The 17,570-nt window shown below is 49.8% G+C and carries 20 protein-coding genes; 16 read left to right on the top strand and 4 right to left on the bottom strand.

Annotation, left to right across the window (positions count from 1 at the left end):
* The first annotated feature begins 59 nt into the window (after positions 1-59).
* Genes HY811_03080 through HY811_03060 form a run of 5 tightly spaced genes read left to right on the top strand, consistent with a single transcriptional unit; the run spans position 60 to position 3,790 of the window.
* Positions 60-368 carry a 4Fe-4S dicluster domain-containing protein gene (locus HY811_03080; protein MBI4833792.1) on the top strand — a complete coding sequence of 103 codons (309 nt, stop codon included), beginning with the start codon at positions 60-62 and terminating at the stop codon, positions 366-368.
* An 8-nt stretch (positions 369-376) separates the two neighbouring features.
* Positions 377-1,531, top strand: a complete 1,155-nt coding sequence (locus HY811_03075) for a 2-oxoacid:acceptor oxidoreductase subunit alpha (GenBank protein ID MBI4833791.1) — start codon at positions 377-379, stop codon at positions 1,529-1,531.
* Positions 1,532-1,542: 11 nt separating this feature from the next.
* Positions 1,543-2,421: a 2-oxoacid:ferredoxin oxidoreductase subunit beta gene (locus tag HY811_03070; protein ID MBI4833790.1), complete on the top strand. Its 879-nt coding sequence runs from the start codon at positions 1,543-1,545 to the stop codon at positions 2,419-2,421.
* 6 nt (positions 2,422-2,427) lie between these two features.
* A complete protein-coding gene (locus HY811_03065) occupies positions 2,428-2,961 on the top strand; it encodes a 2-oxoacid:acceptor oxidoreductase family protein (protein ID MBI4833789.1) in 534 nt (177 codons plus the stop codon).
* Positions 2,948-3,790 carry a fumarate hydratase gene (locus HY811_03060; GenBank protein MBI4833788.1) on the top strand — a complete coding sequence of 281 codons (843 nt, stop codon included), beginning with the start codon at positions 2,948-2,950 and terminating at the stop codon, positions 3,788-3,790. The genes HY811_03065 and HY811_03060 overlap by 14 nt, the downstream gene beginning before the upstream one ends.
* Here the strand turns inward: HY811_03060 and HY811_03055 are convergent.
* Positions 3,783-4,115: a cupin domain-containing protein gene (locus HY811_03055; protein MBI4833787.1), complete on the bottom strand. Its 333-nt coding sequence runs from the start codon at positions 4,113-4,115 to the stop codon at positions 3,783-3,785. The genes HY811_03060 and HY811_03055 overlap by 8 nt on opposite strands.
* Before the next feature lie 216 nt (positions 4,116-4,331).
* Here HY811_03055 and HY811_03050 point away from each other — a divergent pair, with 216 nt between their 5' ends.
* From HY811_03050 to HY811_03040, 3 genes are read left to right on the top strand one after another with little or no spacing between them, the layout of a single operon-like run.
* Positions 4,332-5,129, top strand: coding sequence for an ATP-binding cassette domain-containing protein (locus HY811_03050; GenBank protein MBI4833786.1), 798 nt, complete (start codon positions 4,332-4,334; stop codon positions 5,127-5,129).
* Positions 5,086-5,937, top strand: a complete 852-nt coding sequence (locus HY811_03045) for an ABC transporter permease (GenBank protein ID MBI4833785.1) — start codon at positions 5,086-5,088, stop codon at positions 5,935-5,937. The genes HY811_03050 and HY811_03045 overlap by 44 nt, the downstream gene beginning before the upstream one ends.
* 39 nt (positions 5,938-5,976) lie before the next feature.
* Positions 5,977-6,741 carry an AAA family ATPase gene (locus HY811_03040; protein ID MBI4833784.1) on the top strand — a complete coding sequence of 255 codons (765 nt, stop codon included), beginning with the start codon at positions 5,977-5,979 and terminating at the stop codon, positions 6,739-6,741.
* 10 nt (positions 6,742-6,751) lie between these two features.
* Here HY811_03040 and HY811_03035 read toward each other — a convergent pair whose 3' ends face one another.
* The 3 genes from HY811_03035 to HY811_03025 form a co-directional block, all read right to left on the bottom strand.
* Positions 6,752-7,816, bottom strand: a complete 1,065-nt coding sequence (locus HY811_03035; GenBank protein MBI4833783.1) for a radical SAM protein — start codon at positions 7,814-7,816, stop codon at positions 6,752-6,754.
* Positions 7,817-7,818: 2 nt separating this feature from the next.
* On the bottom strand, positions 7,819-9,159 hold the full coding sequence (locus tag HY811_03030; GenBank protein ID MBI4833782.1) for a HEAT repeat domain-containing protein: 1,341 nt from the start codon (positions 9,157-9,159) through the stop codon (positions 7,819-7,821).
* Between the two features lie 234 nt (positions 9,160-9,393).
* Positions 9,394-9,795 (bottom strand): DUF3568 family protein, encoded by a 402-nt coding sequence (locus HY811_03025; protein MBI4833781.1) that lies wholly within the window; start codon positions 9,793-9,795, stop codon positions 9,394-9,396.
* Between the two features lie 195 nt (positions 9,796-9,990).
* Between HY811_03025 and HY811_03020 the strand changes: the two genes are divergently transcribed.
* The 8 genes from HY811_03020 (at position 9,991) to HY811_02985 (ending at position 17,556) form a co-directional block, all read left to right on the top strand.
* Positions 9,991-12,120, top strand: a complete 2,130-nt coding sequence (locus HY811_03020; GenBank protein ID MBI4833780.1) for a glycine--tRNA ligase subunit beta — start codon at positions 9,991-9,993, stop codon at positions 12,118-12,120.
* A gap of 14 nt (positions 12,121-12,134) precedes the next feature.
* Positions 12,135-12,941 carry an endonuclease/exonuclease/phosphatase family protein gene (locus HY811_03015; protein MBI4833779.1) on the top strand — a complete coding sequence of 269 codons (807 nt, stop codon included), beginning with the start codon at positions 12,135-12,137 and terminating at the stop codon, positions 12,939-12,941.
* Between the two features lie 301 nt (positions 12,942-13,242).
* The gene (locus HY811_03010; protein ID MBI4833778.1) at positions 13,243-13,902 is read left to right on the top strand and encodes a rhomboid family intramembrane serine protease; all 660 of its coding nucleotides are present in this window, start codon (positions 13,243-13,245) and stop codon (positions 13,900-13,902) included.
* A 63-nt stretch (positions 13,903-13,965) separates the two neighbouring features.
* Positions 13,966-14,877, top strand: a complete 912-nt coding sequence (locus HY811_03005; protein MBI4833777.1) for an isoaspartyl peptidase/L-asparaginase — start codon at positions 13,966-13,968, stop codon at positions 14,875-14,877.
* 28 nt (positions 14,878-14,905) lie between these two features.
* Positions 14,906-15,529, top strand: coding sequence for a phosphoribosylglycinamide formyltransferase (gene purN, locus HY811_03000; GenBank protein ID MBI4833776.1), 624 nt, complete (start codon positions 14,906-14,908; stop codon positions 15,527-15,529).
* Entirely contained in the window at positions 15,526-16,545 is a 1,020-nt protein-coding gene (gene tsaD, locus HY811_02995) for a tRNA (adenosine(37)-N6)-threonylcarbamoyltransferase complex transferase subunit TsaD (GenBank protein MBI4833775.1), read from the top strand. Before purN ends, tsaD begins: the two co-directional genes overlap by 4 nt.
* Positions 16,545-16,814 (top strand): DUF1232 domain-containing protein, encoded by a 270-nt coding sequence (locus tag HY811_02990; GenBank protein MBI4833774.1) that lies wholly within the window; start codon positions 16,545-16,547, stop codon positions 16,812-16,814. The genes tsaD and HY811_02990 overlap by 1 nt, the downstream gene beginning before the upstream one ends.
* 115 nt (positions 16,815-16,929) lie before the next feature.
* Positions 16,930-17,556, top strand: a complete 627-nt coding sequence (locus tag HY811_02985; GenBank protein MBI4833773.1) for a DUF47 domain-containing protein — start codon at positions 16,930-16,932, stop codon at positions 17,554-17,556.
* Positions 17,557-17,570 lie beyond the last annotated feature (14 nt).

Genomic DNA, 17,570 nt, shown 5'->3' with positions numbered 1-17,570 from the left:
CGGGTTTTATTTGACATAACTGCCAGCTTGTTATAAAGTAACCAGATGGTTTAAATGCTATGAAATCGACTAGTGACTTACTGAAAGATAAACTCAAGATAAAGGTCACCAAAGTACCCAAGGGAGAGCTTGTTACCATATCCGAACGCTGCAAAGGATGCGAATATTGCATCAGTTTCTGTCCCAAAGCCGTCCTAGCAATGTCCCCCGAATATAACAGCAAAGGCTACCACTACCCTCTGGTAAAATCACCGGAACTATGCAGCGGGTGCAATAATTGCGGGCTTTTATGCCCGGATTTCGCCATCTATATCAAGAAATCAAAGGGAGCGAAAACGGAAGACCCCGGCGACGGGTCGGCTTCCTAAGGAAATATATGTCTGAAAACGAACCGGTTTTAACGGGCACCCACTTCATCAACGGCGATATCGCCTGCGCCGAGGGCGCCTTGGCCGCCGGATGCACTTTCTTCGGCGGATACCCCATCACCCCGGCGACCGAAATAGCCGAGCGGATGTCCGAAAGGCTCCCGCTGATAGGCGGCGTCTTTATCCAGATGGAGGATGAAATCGCTTCAATGGCGGCGATTCTGGGCGCTTCCTGGGGCGGCAAGAAATCCATGACCTCAACCTCCGGCCCAGGCTTCAGCCTGATGATGGAAAATATCGGGCTTGGAATCATGACCGAAACTCCCTGCGTGGTGGTGGATGTCCAGCGCGGCGGACCTTCTACGGGACTGCCCACTCTGGTCGCACAGGCGGATATGATGCAGGCGCGCTGGGGCTCCCACGGGACTTATGAAATCATAGCCCTGTGCCCCAATTCTCCCCAGGAGATGTTCGACCTGACCATCCAGGCATTTAACTTCGCGGAAAAATACAGACTGCCCGTCTTGGTCATGGCTGATGAAGTGATTGCCCATATGACCGGCAAGGTTGTCATCCCGCCGGCTTCCCAGATAAAGCTCTATCCCCGCAGGCATACGAAACTGCCTCCGGGTGAATATATACCTTATAAACCGGAAAAAGACCTCGTTCCGGATATGGTCAATGCCGGCGAAGGTTATTACATACATATTACTGGACTGACGCACGAGGAAAACGGCTATCCCAAGATAGACGCGGCAACCCAGCAGAAATCCGTCCAGCGGCTGGTTGATAAAATTGTGGTTAATAGAAAAGATATCCTCATGTATGAGGAAAAATACCTGGAAGACGCGGAGATTGTTGTCTGCGCTTACGGGATAACATCCAGAATCGCCATGCGCCCGATTGAACAGGCGCGCAAAGAAGGCATCAAAGTCGGGATGTTCCGCCTGATTACCGCTTGGCCGTTCCCTGAGGAAGAAATCAGGGAAATCGCCGGCCGGGTAAAGGCGTTTATCGTCCCGGAACTTAACGCCGGGCAGATGGTCCGCGAAGTGGAGCGGGCGGTTGCCGGAAAAGCCAAGGTGACTTTACTACCCCATATGGGCGGCGAACCGCATAATCCTGATACGATACTTGAAGCTATAAAGAAAGCGGTGAAATGAAAGAAGAACTAATGTTAGAAAAGCCCGATATGCTCCATCCTCTTGACGAATACGTCAGGGAAGAGCGCATGCCCCACATCTGGTGTTCCGGATGCGGGCTGGGCGTTGCCCTGAATGTCTTTTTGAATACGCTGGTCAATACCGGAACCCCAAAGAACAAGATTGCCGTAGTTTCCGGCATCGGCTGCTCCGGGCGCATCGCCGGATATATAAATGTAGATTCTTTCCATACCACGCACGGGCGGGCGATTCCGTTCGCGACCGGATTAAAACTAGCACGGCCGGATTTGACGGTTATTGTATTTTCCGGGGAAGGCGACTTGATTGCCATCGGCGGCAACCATTTCATCCACGCGGCGCGCCGCAACGTCGATATCACCGTCATCTGCGTCAATAATTCCAATTACGGGATGACCGGCGGGCAGGCAAGCCCGACCACCCCGCTTAACGCGATAACCTCGAGCACTCCATACGGCAATTTCGCGTTTCCGATGAGCCTTCCGTATCTCGCGGCGGCTTCGGGCGCGGTTTATGTTTCCCGCTGGACCGTTTACCACGCGCGGCAGCTGGAATTATCCATGCGCAAAGCCATCTTAAAACAGGGATTCAGCTTCCTGGAAATAATCTCGCCCTGCCCGACCCTTTACGCGCGCAATAATAAAATCGGAAGCGGACTTGACATGATGAAATTCTACCAGAAAAACACCTTGACAGACCATAAAGCCCAGCTTAAGGATATAAATATCGTCCGCAAGGAGAAAATCGTGGTCGGCAACTTTGTCGATATCAAACGCTCCAGCTACCTGGGCTTGACCACCGAGCGCCGGAGCAACACCATGCAAAAAGGCAAGGTATTTAAAATGGCCGAAGAAGAAAGAGACAGGCATTAGAATAGAATGAATAAGGAAATTATATTCAGCGGGCTTGGCGGGCAGGGGATAATACTCACCGGGTATATCGCCGGCAAGGCCGCCAGCATTTACGACGACCTCTTCGCGACCATGGTCCAGAGCTACGGGCCGGAATCGCGCGGCGGCTCCTGCAGCACGCAGGTAATCGTTTCCGATAAAGACGTCACCTACCCGATCGTCACCCATCCGGACGTCCTGATAGTCATGTCCCAGGGCGCTTATAATAAATACGCCGCCGACCTTAAGCCGGGCGGAATCATGCTCGTCGAACAGGATATGGTTAAAATGGACGCGCCCCGTAAAGACGTCAAGATATTCAAGATACCGGCAAGCAAGCTGGCCGAAGAAGTCGGCAAGCGCATGGTTGCCAATATCGTCATGCTCGGCTTCTTCGCCGCCAAGGCAAAAGTGGTCTCGGAAAAGGCCATGCAGGAAGCCATTAAATCCTCCGTTCCCCCCGGAACAGAGGAGCTTAATATCAAGGCTTTTCTGAAAGGATTTAATTATGCGGGAAATTAAAACCGATATCATCACTTCCACCATCAAGAAAATCTGCATGGACGCCGCCTATTTTATTCCAGAGGAGGTCCAGCAGGCATTGAAAGATTCGATAAAAAAGGAAGAATCCACGGTCGGGAAGGAAGTGCTGGCGCAGCTGGTTAAGAATAATGAACTGGCGCGCAATAAGCAGATGCCAATCTGCCAGGATACCGGCACCGCGGTCATCTTTATCGAGCTCGGACAGGATGTCTGCCTTAAGGGCGGCTATCTTTATGACGCGATTAACGAGGGCGTCCGCCAGGGCTATACCGAAGGCTACTTGAGGAAATCCATCACCATCGACCCCTTGAACAGAAAGAACACCGGAGACAACACCCCGGCGGTTATCCATACGGAACTCGTCCCGGGAGAAAAGCTCAAAATCACCTTTATCGCCAAAGGCGGCGGCAGCGAGAATATGGGAAAACTGATTATGCTCCCCCCTTCTGCCGGAATCGCGGGCGTAAAGAAGTTTGTCGTAGAGACGATTAAAACCGCCGGCTCCAATCCCTGCCCACCGATAGTGGTCGGAATCGGAATCGGCAGCACCTTTGACGGAGTGGCGGTCCTGGCAAAGCGGGCGCTCCTGAGGCCTTTGGGAACAGCTAATCCCGACCCGTATTACGCGAAACTGGAGCAGGAATTATTGACGGATATAAATAATACCGGAATCGGGCCTTCGGGACTGGGCGGAAGAATCACAGCCTTGGCGGTTCATATCGAAAGAGCTTCCTGCCATATCACTGCACTGCCGGTGGCGGTCAATTTGAATTGCCACGCCGCACGCTATAAAACAATCACTATTTAACCGTTTTGTAATCTTCCCTCTGCGGATACCAGGCATCAATCACTTTAGCGGGTTTGCCTAACACCTTGGCGCCGTGTTCCTGATTCGCGAGTATTACCACCCCGTCGCCTTCCTTAAGCACCTTGGTTTTGCCTTCAAGGGTGAATTCGAGCTCGCCTTTGATGATGTAGGTTATCTGCTCGTGCGGATGGCGGTGTGGGGGCATTGTGGCATTCGGCTCGAAGTCGAAGAGCGTTATCATGGTCTTTTCACATGAGGCAACTCTTAGATTAACTCCCTTGATAATCTCGCGCTTATTCAATTCAGCTTCCCTGAAAAACCCCATATTATCACTCCTTATTTAATACTTAGCCGGTGCGTTAGCCTCCCCGTAAGGGGACAGAGAGCACTGAGAAAATTATTCCTTAACTATATCAACTTCCTTTCAATGGGGCAAACAAATTATTCTCCTCAGCAAATATCTTTTCTCTGTGAACTCTGTGGTTAATATGCCCTTTCTTTTTCTTGAAGCGCCCCTTTAATTGGTGTATATTTTTATTCAATGACGATATTGGAAACGCAATCTATCACCCGCCGTTTCGGCGATTTAACCGCCGTGGATAATTTTTCGCTCGCCGTCAAAAAGGGAGAGTGTTTCGGCCTCTTGGGCCCGAACGGAGCCGGCAAGACCACCCTTATCAAGATGCTCATCACCTTATTACCTCCTTCTTCCGGCTCGGCAACGGTCGGAGGTTTCGATATAATCAAGCAGGATTCTTCTGTCCGCAGGATTATCGGCTATGTTCCCCAGATGATTTCCGCGGACGGCTCTTTGACCGGATACGAAAACCTTTATTTCTTCGCCCGGCTTTACGATATCACTCGCAAGGAATCCAAGCTTCGGGTGAATGACGCCTTGGCTTTTATGGGCTTAAGCGATGTCTCCGATAAGCTCGTGCGCAAGTATTCCGGCGGGATGATTCGCCGCCTGGAAATCGCCCAGTCCATGGTGCACAGACCTCTCATTATGTTCCTGGATGAGCCAACGGTTGGCCTCGACCCGATAGCGCGCGAGGCGGTCTGGAAACATATCCGGAATCTCCAGTCTGAATTCGGCACAACCATATTCCTGACCACGCACCACATGGAAGAGGCCGATGAATTATGCGACCGCGTGGCGATTATGCACCTGGGCAAAATGGTCGCCTTGGGCACGCCGAAAGAGCTTAAGAAATCCATAGAAAAACCTGACGCCACCTTGAACGACGTCTTTATCCATTACGCCAAAAGCGAATTGACTTCAGAAGGGAATTACCGTGAAATCTCAAGGACCAGACGCACCGCAAAAAGGCTCGGATAAACCGCTGGCTTTCCAAAAGAGAGGGTTTATCGCCGGAGTCTCCGAGTTCGTCACCAAGACGCTCGTTATTGTCAATATCGAGATTCACAAGCTGCGCCGCGACCCGAGCGAGCTCCTGATGCGCGCGGTCCAGCCGATACTCTGGCTCGTCATCTTCGGGAGCGTCTTTACCAAGGTGCGTGCCATCCCGACCGGCGACCTGAAATACCTCGATTTCCTCGCGCCCGGCATACTCGCCCAGAGCGTCTTATTTGTGGCAATCTTTTACGGAATTTCCATCATCCTCGACCGCGATTTGGGCGTCATCCATAAATTCATGGTCTCGCCCACCCCCAGAACCGCTTTGGTCCTAGGCAAGGCGTTATCAGCCGGGGTGCGCGGCTTGTGCCAGACAGTGATTATTTATATCGTCGCGTTAATCGCCGGCGTGTCGCTGGATTTCCATCCCTTGAAAATAGCCGGGGTGCTTCTAGTCGTGCTTTTCGGGGCGGTCATATTTTCCACCTTCTCGCTTATCATTGCCTGCCTGGTCAAGACGCGCGAGCGTTTTATGGGCATCGGGCAATTGATGACTATGCCGCTCTTCTTTGCCAGTAACGCCATTTACCCGATATCGATAATGCCCTCGTGGCTCCAAGTGGTTTCGAGCTTCAACCCCCTGACCTATCAGGTCGATGCCTTAAGGGCGTTGATGCTCGATAACGGGGCAAGCATATACGGAATCGGGCAGGATATCGGGGTATTATCTTTAGTAACTATTTTCGTTGTCTTTATCGCCGGGAAATTATATCGAAGAATCATAACTTAATCTTTGTGCTCTCTATGTCTCTGCGGTAGGATTTATCTTATGAGGATTGCAATTACCGGTAAAGGCGGAGTAGGCAAGACAACCCTGGCCGCATTGCTCGCCCGCTCGTTCGCGGATGATGGGAAAAAGGTCTTAGCGATAGACGCCGACCCTGTTTCGAGCCTCGCCTTTGCAATGGGCTTCCCCAATCCGGATAAAATCAAGCCGCTAAGCGAGATGTCATCCTTGATAGAAGAGCGCACCGGCGCCAAGCCCGGCACGCTCGGCCAGATGTTCAAGCTTAATCCCACGGTGGAAGACCTGCCGGAAAAGATTGCGCATGAATATAACGGTATAAAACTCGTTGTCATGGGCGGGATCAAGGCCGGCGGCTCGGGCTGCGTCTGCCCGGAAAGCGCGCTTATCAAGGCGCTCGTCCGGCATATTATACTGGACCGTGATGAGGTCGTGATTATGGATATGGAGGCCGGTATCGAACACTTGGGCAGGAGCACCGCGGATTCAGTCAATGTCATGGTTGCGGTTGTCGAGCCGAGCATCAAAAGCATCCAGGCCGCTCTCAAAATAAAACAACTGGCCAAGCAGATAGGCATTAAAAATATCAGGGCGGTCGGGAATAAAATCAGGAATGATTCGGACAAGGAATTGGTCCGTAAGGATCTAGAAGGGATAAAAATTATCGGGTTTCTGCCTTTCAGCCTGGATATCCTTTCTGCCGACCAATCACACGCTTCAAACGGCATCCAGATGAAAGATCCCCGGCTTATTTCAGAGTTAAAAAAGATAAGAGGCGGATTGAATTAAGTTTAGCCGATTAGAGGCCGTTTTCCCAGATTTCCTTATAACAATGGTCGCCGGTCCGCCGCATCATCCAGCATCCGCCGCCGCAGGCCGGCAGATAATCGCATTTACGGCAGTCATCCGTCAAATCGGTTTGCTGGCGAAACCGCTCAAACCGGTTTTGCCAGAGCCAGCGCAAAGACTTCTGCCGCAGGTTCCCTTCTGTCCATTGCGTTTCAAACGCCGGGCAGCCGGCGATGTTGCCGTTCGGCATAATGGTAAATGTCCTCCAGCCGCAGCCGCAGAAAAATCTATGGTCATAAAGGCGCCTGGTATAGGAACCGATATAACCGCAGCTTTCACCCATAAAAATATTGAAGACGTTCTTATTCGCCAGTATAAAGCGGAAAAGCTGCTTAATCTGGTTTTTATCCAGATACATCCAATCCTGGTTCGTTTTCGCCCGTCCTTCGCGCACGCATAAATGAAATTCCCAGTAATTGGCGCTTGAAGCGCGCACATGCAGGAAAAGCTCCTCTAACTCCTGAAAATTCCTTTGGTTAAGCGTAGTGCATAAAACCCGCGTGCCGATATTTAATCCTTCAAAAAACTTTAATGCCTGCATACAGGCATCAAAATTATCCGCCCCGCGCAATCCGTTGTGTGTTTTCGGAATGCCGTCCACGCTGACCTTAACCGCCGCCGGCGGCAACGCCTTCAACTCTTTCTCGTATCGCGGGACATAAGCGCCGTTGGTTACCAACGAATATTTAATGCCCTGCTCTTTGGCGTAATGGAGCACTTCCCACAAATCTTCTCTTAGCAAAGGCTCGCCCCCGGTAAGCTCCAAAAGCTTCGTGCCCATCAAAGCCAGTTCGTCGATTGCCTGCTTGATTTCCCGAGTGGTCAGTTCATCCTCGCTTTTATGCCCGGCATTCGTTCCGCAATGGGCGCAGGAAAGGTTGCACCGGCCGGTTGTCAGCCATTGGACCTCTTCCGGCTGGGGCAGCAGCCCTGCTTTCCCTTTTATCCGGTAAATGGTATTCCAGATATTCGCCCAGTTATAGTCCAGAAAACGGTTAAAAGCCTGCTTTATCATAATTATTTCGGCCTTGACCCGTAAACCGGTGGCGGCGGCAGTAAAGGTTCAAATTGGGGGACTTTGGTTGCCAGATTATCCTGAATAGGCTCTGTTCCTATGGATTTGAGCTTCTCCGCAATATCTTTCAAAAGAGCATTTATCCTCATCTTGACCTCCGGTTCAGTGGCTGTTTTCAAGGCTTCCTCTAAAAGCTCCTTGGCAACCGGGCCTATTTTCTTCAGTTTTTCCGTTGCTTTATCTCTGACATCCCAATTATCATCGCCCAATTGCTTGATTAAGCCGGTTATCTTATCTTTCAATTCCGGAGTGGCTTTAAACCCGACATCCAATTCCCAGCCGACCAAAATTTCCTGCTTGCTGATTTCAGCGGTCATGCCGTTGGTAAAAATAATTTCTACTGTTTCATTCGTTTGGTTTTCCAAAACGGTTGTGGTAAACAGGCCGATATTTTCTCTGGCTTTATCCCAATCCTTACCGGCATCTTTAAACAACAACGAGCCCTTGATGTTTTTTATTGCTGACTGTTTTGGAGCGGGAGCGATCTCTTCATCGTCAAAAGGAATCACTCCGTATTTAGTGGTGAATTCCGGCTCGTCTTCCGTTGGTTTATTCAAAATAGAACCGGGAATCGAACGGCGGTAATATACAAACAAATTATCCATAAGCGCGGTTACGGTTTCTTTATATTCCACGCGTTTAAGGTTTCCCGCCTTTATCCGTTCGTCAAAAGACATCCCTTTCATCTGCAGGAAGTTTTCTTTAACCGCGTCTTTCATCATCTGTGCCAGCCATGAGTCGTTCCGGGAGATATCGCGGGCAAATTCTTTCAGAATCTTGCCCTGGAACTGGAGATTCTTAACGGTTGAAGGCAGCATCTTTTTCATATCCGGTTTTTTATCTTGAAGCCGCTGTTTCGTTATTTCTAGTTTCTCGCTTAACAGGGTCTTTAAATAATCGCTCAGTTCCCGCGAAATCAGCGTTTTGGCATGCAGTTCATCCGCTTTCTTCTGCGCCTCAATCACGTTCTTCTCCAGTTCTTTGATTGTTTCTGTGCCGGCGGTTTTTATTCGGTTGTAAGTCGACTGGATAAATATCCAGTCTGCATGTTTAAGCAGCGGGTTTTCCGTTTCCTTATCCTGGGCGTAAACCGGAGCCCTCCCCAGTTTGCTTACCCCGACAATCGCGCCCAGCCCCAAAAGAACAATGCTCAGGTAAAGCAAAAACTTTGTGGCGTATCTGGAATGGGCTTTTTGCTTAATCTGATGTATGCCGAATACAAACAGGAATGTCCCGGCAACGCAAGCCATTAAAAACAGGGCAATATTCAACGCTTTTTCCATGTGTTTCCTCCTTCTTTAAATTCAATAATAGTTAGCTTCTTTATATAATATTAGACTCGTTTCAGCAACCAATTTGTGTAAAAATCATGAAAAGCTGGATAAGTTGCTTAAGACAAAGAATGCGCTAATCTGAGTGCGAAGCCTCCCGACGAACGTCGGGATAGTCTGATACTCTGATTCTCTGGCAGTCTGCGTAGCGAAGCGGAGTCCCGACCGAAGGCATCGGAATATTCTCTACTTACTCTCCCCCTCCGGAATCCTCAATTTGTCTCTTATCTTATCGTGGATATGCTCGGAAATCGCCCTGTCTCCGAAAGTCCCTACCCGAATGCCCACCGAGGTTGCGTCGCTTGAAACCATCTTGACCTTGGCGTATATCGGCGTGCCATCCGCCATTTTCGCGGTCAGATGCCCGTTAATATTATCCTTCTGGCGGTTGCCGATTTCGAATTCCAGCTGTTCCAATGTCGTCATGGTCGCTTCCCAGGTCTTTGGAAAATCCGCCGGATATGTCCTTTCCAATTCCCCCTGGCTGTATGAATATACCCCCACCGCCCCTAATCCCACAAAGGCTGCCAGACAGCCGGATGATAAAACCAAAACTCCCAGCAATAAGCAGAAAATAATATTTTTCATTGTAATTCCTTTAATAAGTTGCTTAATGATACTGTTTATATTAAATCGTCATTCTGACCCCAAAAGTTTATCTTTTTATCTTGCCCCGTTAGAGACCATGGTGATAAGATATAATTAAAGTTTTGCCACGGAGACTCAGAGTACGCAGAGAAAAAATTAATATTCTGGCTCTGTGCTCTCTGTGACTAATTAATTATGCCAAACTTACTGCTTGAAATAGGGACAGAAGAGATTCCGGCCGGTTATCTTACCCCGGCTTTAGCCCAGATGGAGCAGTCTTTTAAGGCGCTCCTGGAGGAATCGCGCCTGGCCTGCGGCAAAATCTATACAACCGGCACCCCGCGCCGCATGGTCCTCTTTGCCGCCGGGCTGCCTCTCTCACAGACTTCTTTCAGCAAGGAAATCTTAGGTCCCAAGATCGCCATCGCCTTTAAAGAAGACGGCAAGCCGACCGAGGCATTAATCGGATTCGCCCGCCGTTACCAGACCAAGCCCGAAGATGTCAAGGTCAAGGATTCGGACAAGGGAAAAGTCTGTTATATTCTCCAGACCGTCCGCGGCGAAAAGATAGAGGCGGTTCTCGCGCGCATCATCCCCGCTCTTATAAACAAGCTCTCCTTCCCCAAATCAATGTGGTGGCAGGATAAGGCATTCTCCTTTGCCCGCCCTATCCGCTCCCTGGTAGTATTGCTGGGCAGGAAAGTCATAAAGATATCACTATCAGATATCGCGTCATCCAATAAAACCCGCGGGCATCATATATTAAATAACAAGCCGATTACGATAAGCTCGGCTGATTATAGCCAGTATAAAAAAGCCTTATTACGCGCCTCGGTCATGGTTGACCACGACGAGCGGCGCGAGGAAATACATCAATTGCTACTCCACGCCCTGAAAAAGCACGGCTCCAAATTCACGGAAACGGAATTGCTTGATGAGGTCACCAACCTCGTCGAATATCCGGAGGTATTGGAATGCGAATTCGAGCATGAATTCCTGGCACTGCCCGCGGCGGTTTTGGAATCCGCCATGAAAAGCCACCAGCGCTATTTCCCGGTGCGCGATGTCCACAATAAATTGCTTTCCAAATTCATCGTCATCACCAACGGAGGCAAAGACCGGAAACTCGTGCGTGAAGGCAACGAAAGGGTCTTAAGGGCGCGCCTGACCGATGCCCGCTTCTTCTGGGAAAAGGATAAAAAGATACCGCTTGCCTCCAAAACGGAAAACCTTAAGCAGATGGCGTTCCTGGGCAGGCTCGGCTCTTTCTACGATAAATCCCAAAGGATTAAGCAAATCGGACTTTTCATCTGCTCCGAGCTTAATTACGGTTCGGATATCACCTTGACCGTCTCCCGCGCGGCGGAACTCTGCAAGACCGATTTACTGACCGAGATGGTCGGCGAGTTCCCGGATTTGCAGGGCATCATGGGCTATGAATACTCGCGCATCCAGGGCGCCGCGGAAGAGGTTGCCATCGCCATCAAAGAACATTATTTACCGCGGACCGCGGATGACGCCATCCCGAAATCAACCTCCGGGATAGTACTTTCGCTTGCCGAGAAGTTTGATAATATCACGGCCTGCTTTGTCGCCGGATTCGAGCCGACCGGTTCGCAGGACCCTTACGCGGTGCGCCGTCAGGTGCTGGGCGTTATCAGGATAATCGAGGAAAACGGGCTTCCACTGCCCTCTATCCGGAAACTGATGCTCTTTGCACTTGAGCAGATACAAAGGACGATACAAACATTGGCGGATAAAAACCGGATTCAGTTCGGGCAATCGCGGGAATACGCGGATAAGATAATGGCGTTTTTCCAGGAACGGCTGATTAACCGCCACGTGGATGAACAGCATCCGCACGATTTGGTGCAGGCGGTGTTGAATAGCGGGTTTGACAATATGTCCTTATTCAAGACGCGCCTGAAGGATTTGGTGAAACTGCATACGCACGCCTCCTGGCCCAAGCTGGTTGAGGTGGTGGAACGGACTTATAATATCCAGAAAGCATCGCAGGCCTCGGGCGCGGTCCGTGACGAGCTTTTGAGGGAAAAGGAAGAGCATATCCTGTGGGAGGCATACCGGAATAACAAGGACCAGATTCAGTCGCTCATCAGCCAGCAGAAATATTATGACGCCTCGATTTTATATGCCAAGGTATTTGCCGAGCCGGTGCACACGTTTTTTGATAAGGTGTTTGTGAATGTGCCGGACCAGATGCTGAAGAACAACCGGATATTGATGATGAGGCATATAAACAAGTTGTATTCCGAGCACATCGCCGATTTGTCACAGGTGGTTAGTGGCAAGGCCACCGTTAAGTAATATAATCTATTTTTATGGGTAAGGGCTTTCGTTGCATATTAATCACGCTAATTCTCACCCTGTCTTTATCCTGCGTTCATAGGGTGTTAAGAAAACCGGAGGAGCCGACCGGGCCGCACTTCAAAATCGTGACATGGAATGTTAATTGGGGCATGCCCCAGTCTAATGAAACGCTCCGGATATTGCGCGACATAAACGCGGATATCATCTGCCTTCAAGAAACCACTCCGGACTGGGAAAGGTTCTTATCTGTCGGACTAGAAGGCATTTATCCATTTATTGATTTCCGCCATGAAGGCGGCGCCGGAGGGCAGGCGTTATTTTCAAAGAAACCCTTTAAAGAACTTAAATATATCCTGCCGGCTAAAGGCTGGTTTCCAGGCTGGGTCAACGAATTCGAAACCGATATCGGGTCCATACAAATCCTGAGTGTCCATCTCCACCCAACGCTTAATAACAAAGGCAGTTTCAGCATCGGCGCTTATTTATCAACACCTGAAATACGCCTGGGCGAGATACAAACGCTCTTCTCGCACCTTAAAAAAGAAACCGCCACGATTGTCCTGGGTGATTTTAACGAGAGCGATTCAAGTGATGCGATTGAATGGGCGGTCAAGCAGGGATATACCGATGCACTGGCAGAATTTGATTACAAAAGCAAAACCTGGGAATGGCAGACGAGTTATATTACACTAAAGAAAAGATTCGATCATATCCTGTATTCCAAGAAATTATACTGCCTTAACGCAATGGTAATTCATGGCGGCGGCTCTGACCATTTCCCGGTAGTTGCCGTGTTTGAGAAAAGAGCAATTAAATAAAACTGTATGAAGATGGTTTTGTATATCATTGCCGGAAGGTTGATGCTTCTTATCAGCACAACACTGCTCTTGTCAAGTCCTTTTCATAAAGAGATCAGGATTTATTTTCCTTCCCCTTTGTTTCCCTTATAAATTATTTCTCCATGATCTCTACGGATTGGCGGTGAATGATCTGGTTTATGTTTACATTTTGTAAACTACTTTTATAATATAGGTTGCTTGTACACAGATTAAGCGAATTAAGCCGATGGTTTTGTTTATCAGAGAAATCAGTTCAATCGGTGCACTATAGAAATTATTTATGTTTATCGTGCTGCCCGTCGGCGATGTCAATTCGAGAAGGACTTTCCCATTCGTTAACTACCTTCTGGCCGCCGTCAACTGCTACGTCTTTTTCGCATATGGGCTGGACGAGGATTTCATCTACCAATACGCCCTTATCCCGGAGAGATTGGAGCCGCTTACCTTCCTTACATCTATGTTCCTCCACGGGAGCCTGGCGCACCTTATCGGCAATATGCTCTTCCTTTTAATCTGCGGGGATAACGTGGAAGATAAAGTCGGACATTTCGGCTACCTGGTTTTGTATCTGGTGAGCGGGCTTATCGCCAGCGGGGCGCACGTGGTGACGCATTACGCCTCCGATATACCGACCATCGGCGCTTCCGGAGCGGTTGCCGGAATACTCGGCAGTTACCTGGCCTTTTTCCCCTTCAGCCGAATCAAGTTCTGGGCAATCTTCCTTATCTTCCCCTTCTCCTTTTATATGCCGGCAATCGTGTTCCTGGGCTTTTGGTTTGTCCAACAATTATTGCTTTCCTACGCGGAAATAAGTTATAATATGCCGTCTGGCATGGCTTACTGGGCGCATGCCGGCGGCTTTGCCTTTGGGTTATTTGTATCTATTATTTTGAGAATGCTGGGCGTTGGAAGCACAGAGCGAAAGAGGGAGCGAAAATAATCGCCCTCCCCCGGCCCCCTCCCGTAAATGGAGGGGAAATAATTAGGAAAGATATAATAATATATGAAGAACCCTTCGACTTCGCGCAGGACTAAAGTAATCATCGTCGCGCACGGCGGGACGGGCAGTCCGCTTACTTTAAAAGACGGCACGGACAAGGCCGCCAGAGAGGCGCTGAAAGCCTTTAAAAAGACCGGTTCGGTCCTGGAGGCGGCAGTTGCCGGCGTGATGTCCATGGAAGATGACCCGCGCTTCAATGCCGGGACGGGTTCGTATCTGCGCTTGGATGGCAAGAGCATAGAGATGGATGCCGCGGTAATGGATTCCAATGGCGCGCTCGGCGCGGTGGCGGTTATCCAGCGCGTCAAGAACCCGGTTAAGGTAGCTTATGCGCTGGTCGGCTCTCCCCATACATTCTTATCCGGCAAGGGCGCGACGGATTTCGCCCGACTGAAAGGTTTCCCGGATTACGACCCTTCAACCCAAAAGGCGATAAAGCTTTATGCCAAGCGCATGCGCCAGATGAAGACGAACAAGCTTCCCCAATGGATTACCCAGAAATGGGAGGAGAAAAAGAACCTGCGGTTCCTTAAGGCATACCTAAAAGGCGTGCATGACACCGTCGGCGTGGTGGCGCGGGACGGGAAGAATAACTTCGCGGTGGCAGACTCGACCGGAGGGACCTCTTTCATGCTGTCTGGAAGAATCGGGGATACGCCGCTGGTCGGATGCGGATTCTATGCCGGGCCGTTCGGCGCGGTGGCATCGACCGGAATCGGGGAGGAAATCACCAAGAAGATGCTCGCCCGCGAGATATACCAAAAGATGGCGGAAAGGTTCTCCGCCCAGCATGCCTGTGAATGGGGAGTGAAGCTGTATCCGAAGGAGATGCCCATCGGCGTTATCGCGGTTTCGCTCGACGGGTATGGGATTGCGTCGAATCAGCAGATGGCGGCAACCGCCATTGTGAAGTGAGTAGCGAGTAGCGAGGAGTGAGGATAAGATGAGGAATATTATTAACCTAGCGGTTTTGATATCGGGTTCGGGGAGGACGTTGCAGAATTTTATCGACCTGATTGCCAAGGGAGAACTTCCAGCCAAGATTCAGATGGTCATTTCCAGCAAGCCCAACGTTGTCGGCTTGGACAGAGCCAGGAAGCATAATATCCCCGCCTTTACGGTCAACCGCAAGGAGTTCAAGAGCTCGGAAGAATTCAGCGACGCGATAAATAAGGTCCTTAAGAATTATCCGATAGATTTGATTACCATGGCTGGGTTCCTTAACCTTTATAAAATTCCGCCCGAATACGAGCGTAAGGTGATGAATATCCATCCGGCGCTTCTGCCGGCATTCGGAGGGAAGGGTTTTTATACGGATAAAGTCCACGAGGCGGTGATAGCGGCCGGCGCCAAGTTTACCGGATGCACGGTCCACTTCGCGGATAATGTTTATGACAAGGGACCGATAATCCTGCAGAGGAAGATTCCGGTATTGGCAAGCGATACCCCGCATTCGCTGGCTGACCGTGTCTTTGCGGAGGAACTCATCGCTTATCCGGAAGCCATCAGATTATTTGCCGAGAGAAGAATCAAGATAGAAAATGATAAGGTTATAATACTGAAATGAAGCGTTTTATTTGCCTGGGTATCGAAAGCTCCTGCGACGAAACCGCGGCAAGCGTGGTTGTTGATGGCTATAGGATTTTATCCAATGTGGTCGTATCGCAGGAAGATTTGCACAAGTTATACGGGGGCGTGGTGCCGGAAATCGCTTGCCGGGCACATATTGAATCAATCCTTCCGGTTATCGACCGTGCGATAACTAAGGCGAGGCTGAAGCTAAAAGATATAGACGCAATTGCCGTTGCCAATACGCCGGGGTTGGTCGGGGCGCTCTTGGTCGGGGTCTCGGCGGCTAAATCTCTAAGCCTTATCCTTAATAAGCCGCTTATCGGGATAAACCATTCGGAAGCGCATCTCTATGCGGGATACCTGGCGACAAATTCTAATATTAATTATCCGGCGATAGGTTTAGTCGCGTCAGGTGGACATACCTCGCTCTATTTAATGTCCAGTATAAACAAATACCGGCGTATAGGCTCTACGGTTGACGACGCGGCAGGCGAGGCGTTTGACAAGGTGGCGGCGATTCTCGGATTGGGCTATCCGGGCGGTCCGAGCATACAGAAGGCCGCGATGAAAGGAAACCCGAAGGCGATAAGATTTCCTTTAGGCGTGCCCGACCGGAAATCATTCAACTTCAGTTTCAGCGGGCTTAAGACCGCCGTCTTATATTACGCCAAGGGCCAGAACGCCACAAAGAGCAGCCCATTAAAGCGCGGGATAAAGGTTCCGGACGTGGCGGCAAGTTTCCAGGAGGCGGTGGTGGAGACGATTACGGAAAGGGTTTTTAGCGCCGCAGATAAATTCAAGGCAAAGACAATAATCGTCGGCGGAGGAGTCGTTGCCAACAGTCGCCTGCGCGATAAGATGCAGTCAGAGGCTGAAAGGGGAAATATCCGGCTGGTCATCCCGCCTATTTGGCTCTGCACGGATAACGCCGCGATGATTGCCGGAGTGGCTTACCATAAAAAGAAAGATATCAAAGCAAATAATCTTTACCTTGACGCGGTGCCGACCTGATGAGAAAAATATTAACAAGCCTGAAACAGCGGATGGAGCTTTACCGGGCGATTTACTGCGACAAGCGCACTCCGCGCCTGGCGCGCTGGCTGATCGCGCTGGCGGCCGGTTATTTTATGCTGCCTTTCGACCTGATACCGGATTTCATACCGGTGCTGGTGCAATTGGATGATATTATCATCGTTCCCTTATTGCTGTTTCTGGCGTATAAAATGGTGCCCCGTAACGTTTATGAGGAGCATTACAACCGTTTGTATAAATCAAATTAATCCGGCCCGCGGATATGAAAACTATCCATAGTAAAAACCTTTGACAAATTTTATATTACGTGGTTTAATCACCTGATTTTGTTTTACTCTTTAAAATGCAAATAAGGAGAGGATTATGTTTGGATTAAGCAAGGACAAGGAATTCTACGAATTATTCGAGAAGGCGGCAAACAACACCTGCCAGGGCGCCAAAGCGTTGGATGACTTACTGCAGAATTATCCCAAAGATGTCGAGCAGAAAATCAAGAGGATGAAAGATATCGAACACCAGGGTGATCAGCTTACGCACCAGACCGTGGAAATGGTCAATAAAACCTTCGTGACGCCGCTTGAACGGGAGGATATTTACGCGCTGATAACCAAACTAGATGACGTTTTAGATTTTATGGATGCCGCGGCCAGCCGGTTATCGCTATACAAAATCCCTTATGTCACGGAACACGCCAAATCGTTCGGTAAAATCCTGGTTAAAGCCACCGAAGTTCTTTCAACGGGGATTTCCAGTTTGCGCAAAATAAAAGACCAGAAATGCATTTTCGATTGCTGTATTGCCGTTAATACCATAGAAAACGAAGGCGATGTGCTTTTGCGCAAGTCTATGGTGGAACTGTTCGAAGGCAAAAAGGACGACCCGATTTACGTGATAAAATGGAAAGAGATTTACGAGGATTTGGAACGGGCGACCGACCGATGCGAGGATGTCGCCAATATCGTTGAGGGAATCGTCCTCAAGAACGCGTAGCGGGGGGAGGAATT

The sequence above is a fragment of the Planctomycetota bacterium genome, from assembly GCA_016207825.1.
Taxonomy (GTDB): domain Bacteria; phylum Planctomycetota; class MHYJ01; order JACQXL01; family JACQZI01; genus JACQZI01.
The sequence above is the reverse complement of the archived record's forward strand: the minus strand, read 5'-3'. Positions and strand labels throughout refer to the sequence as shown.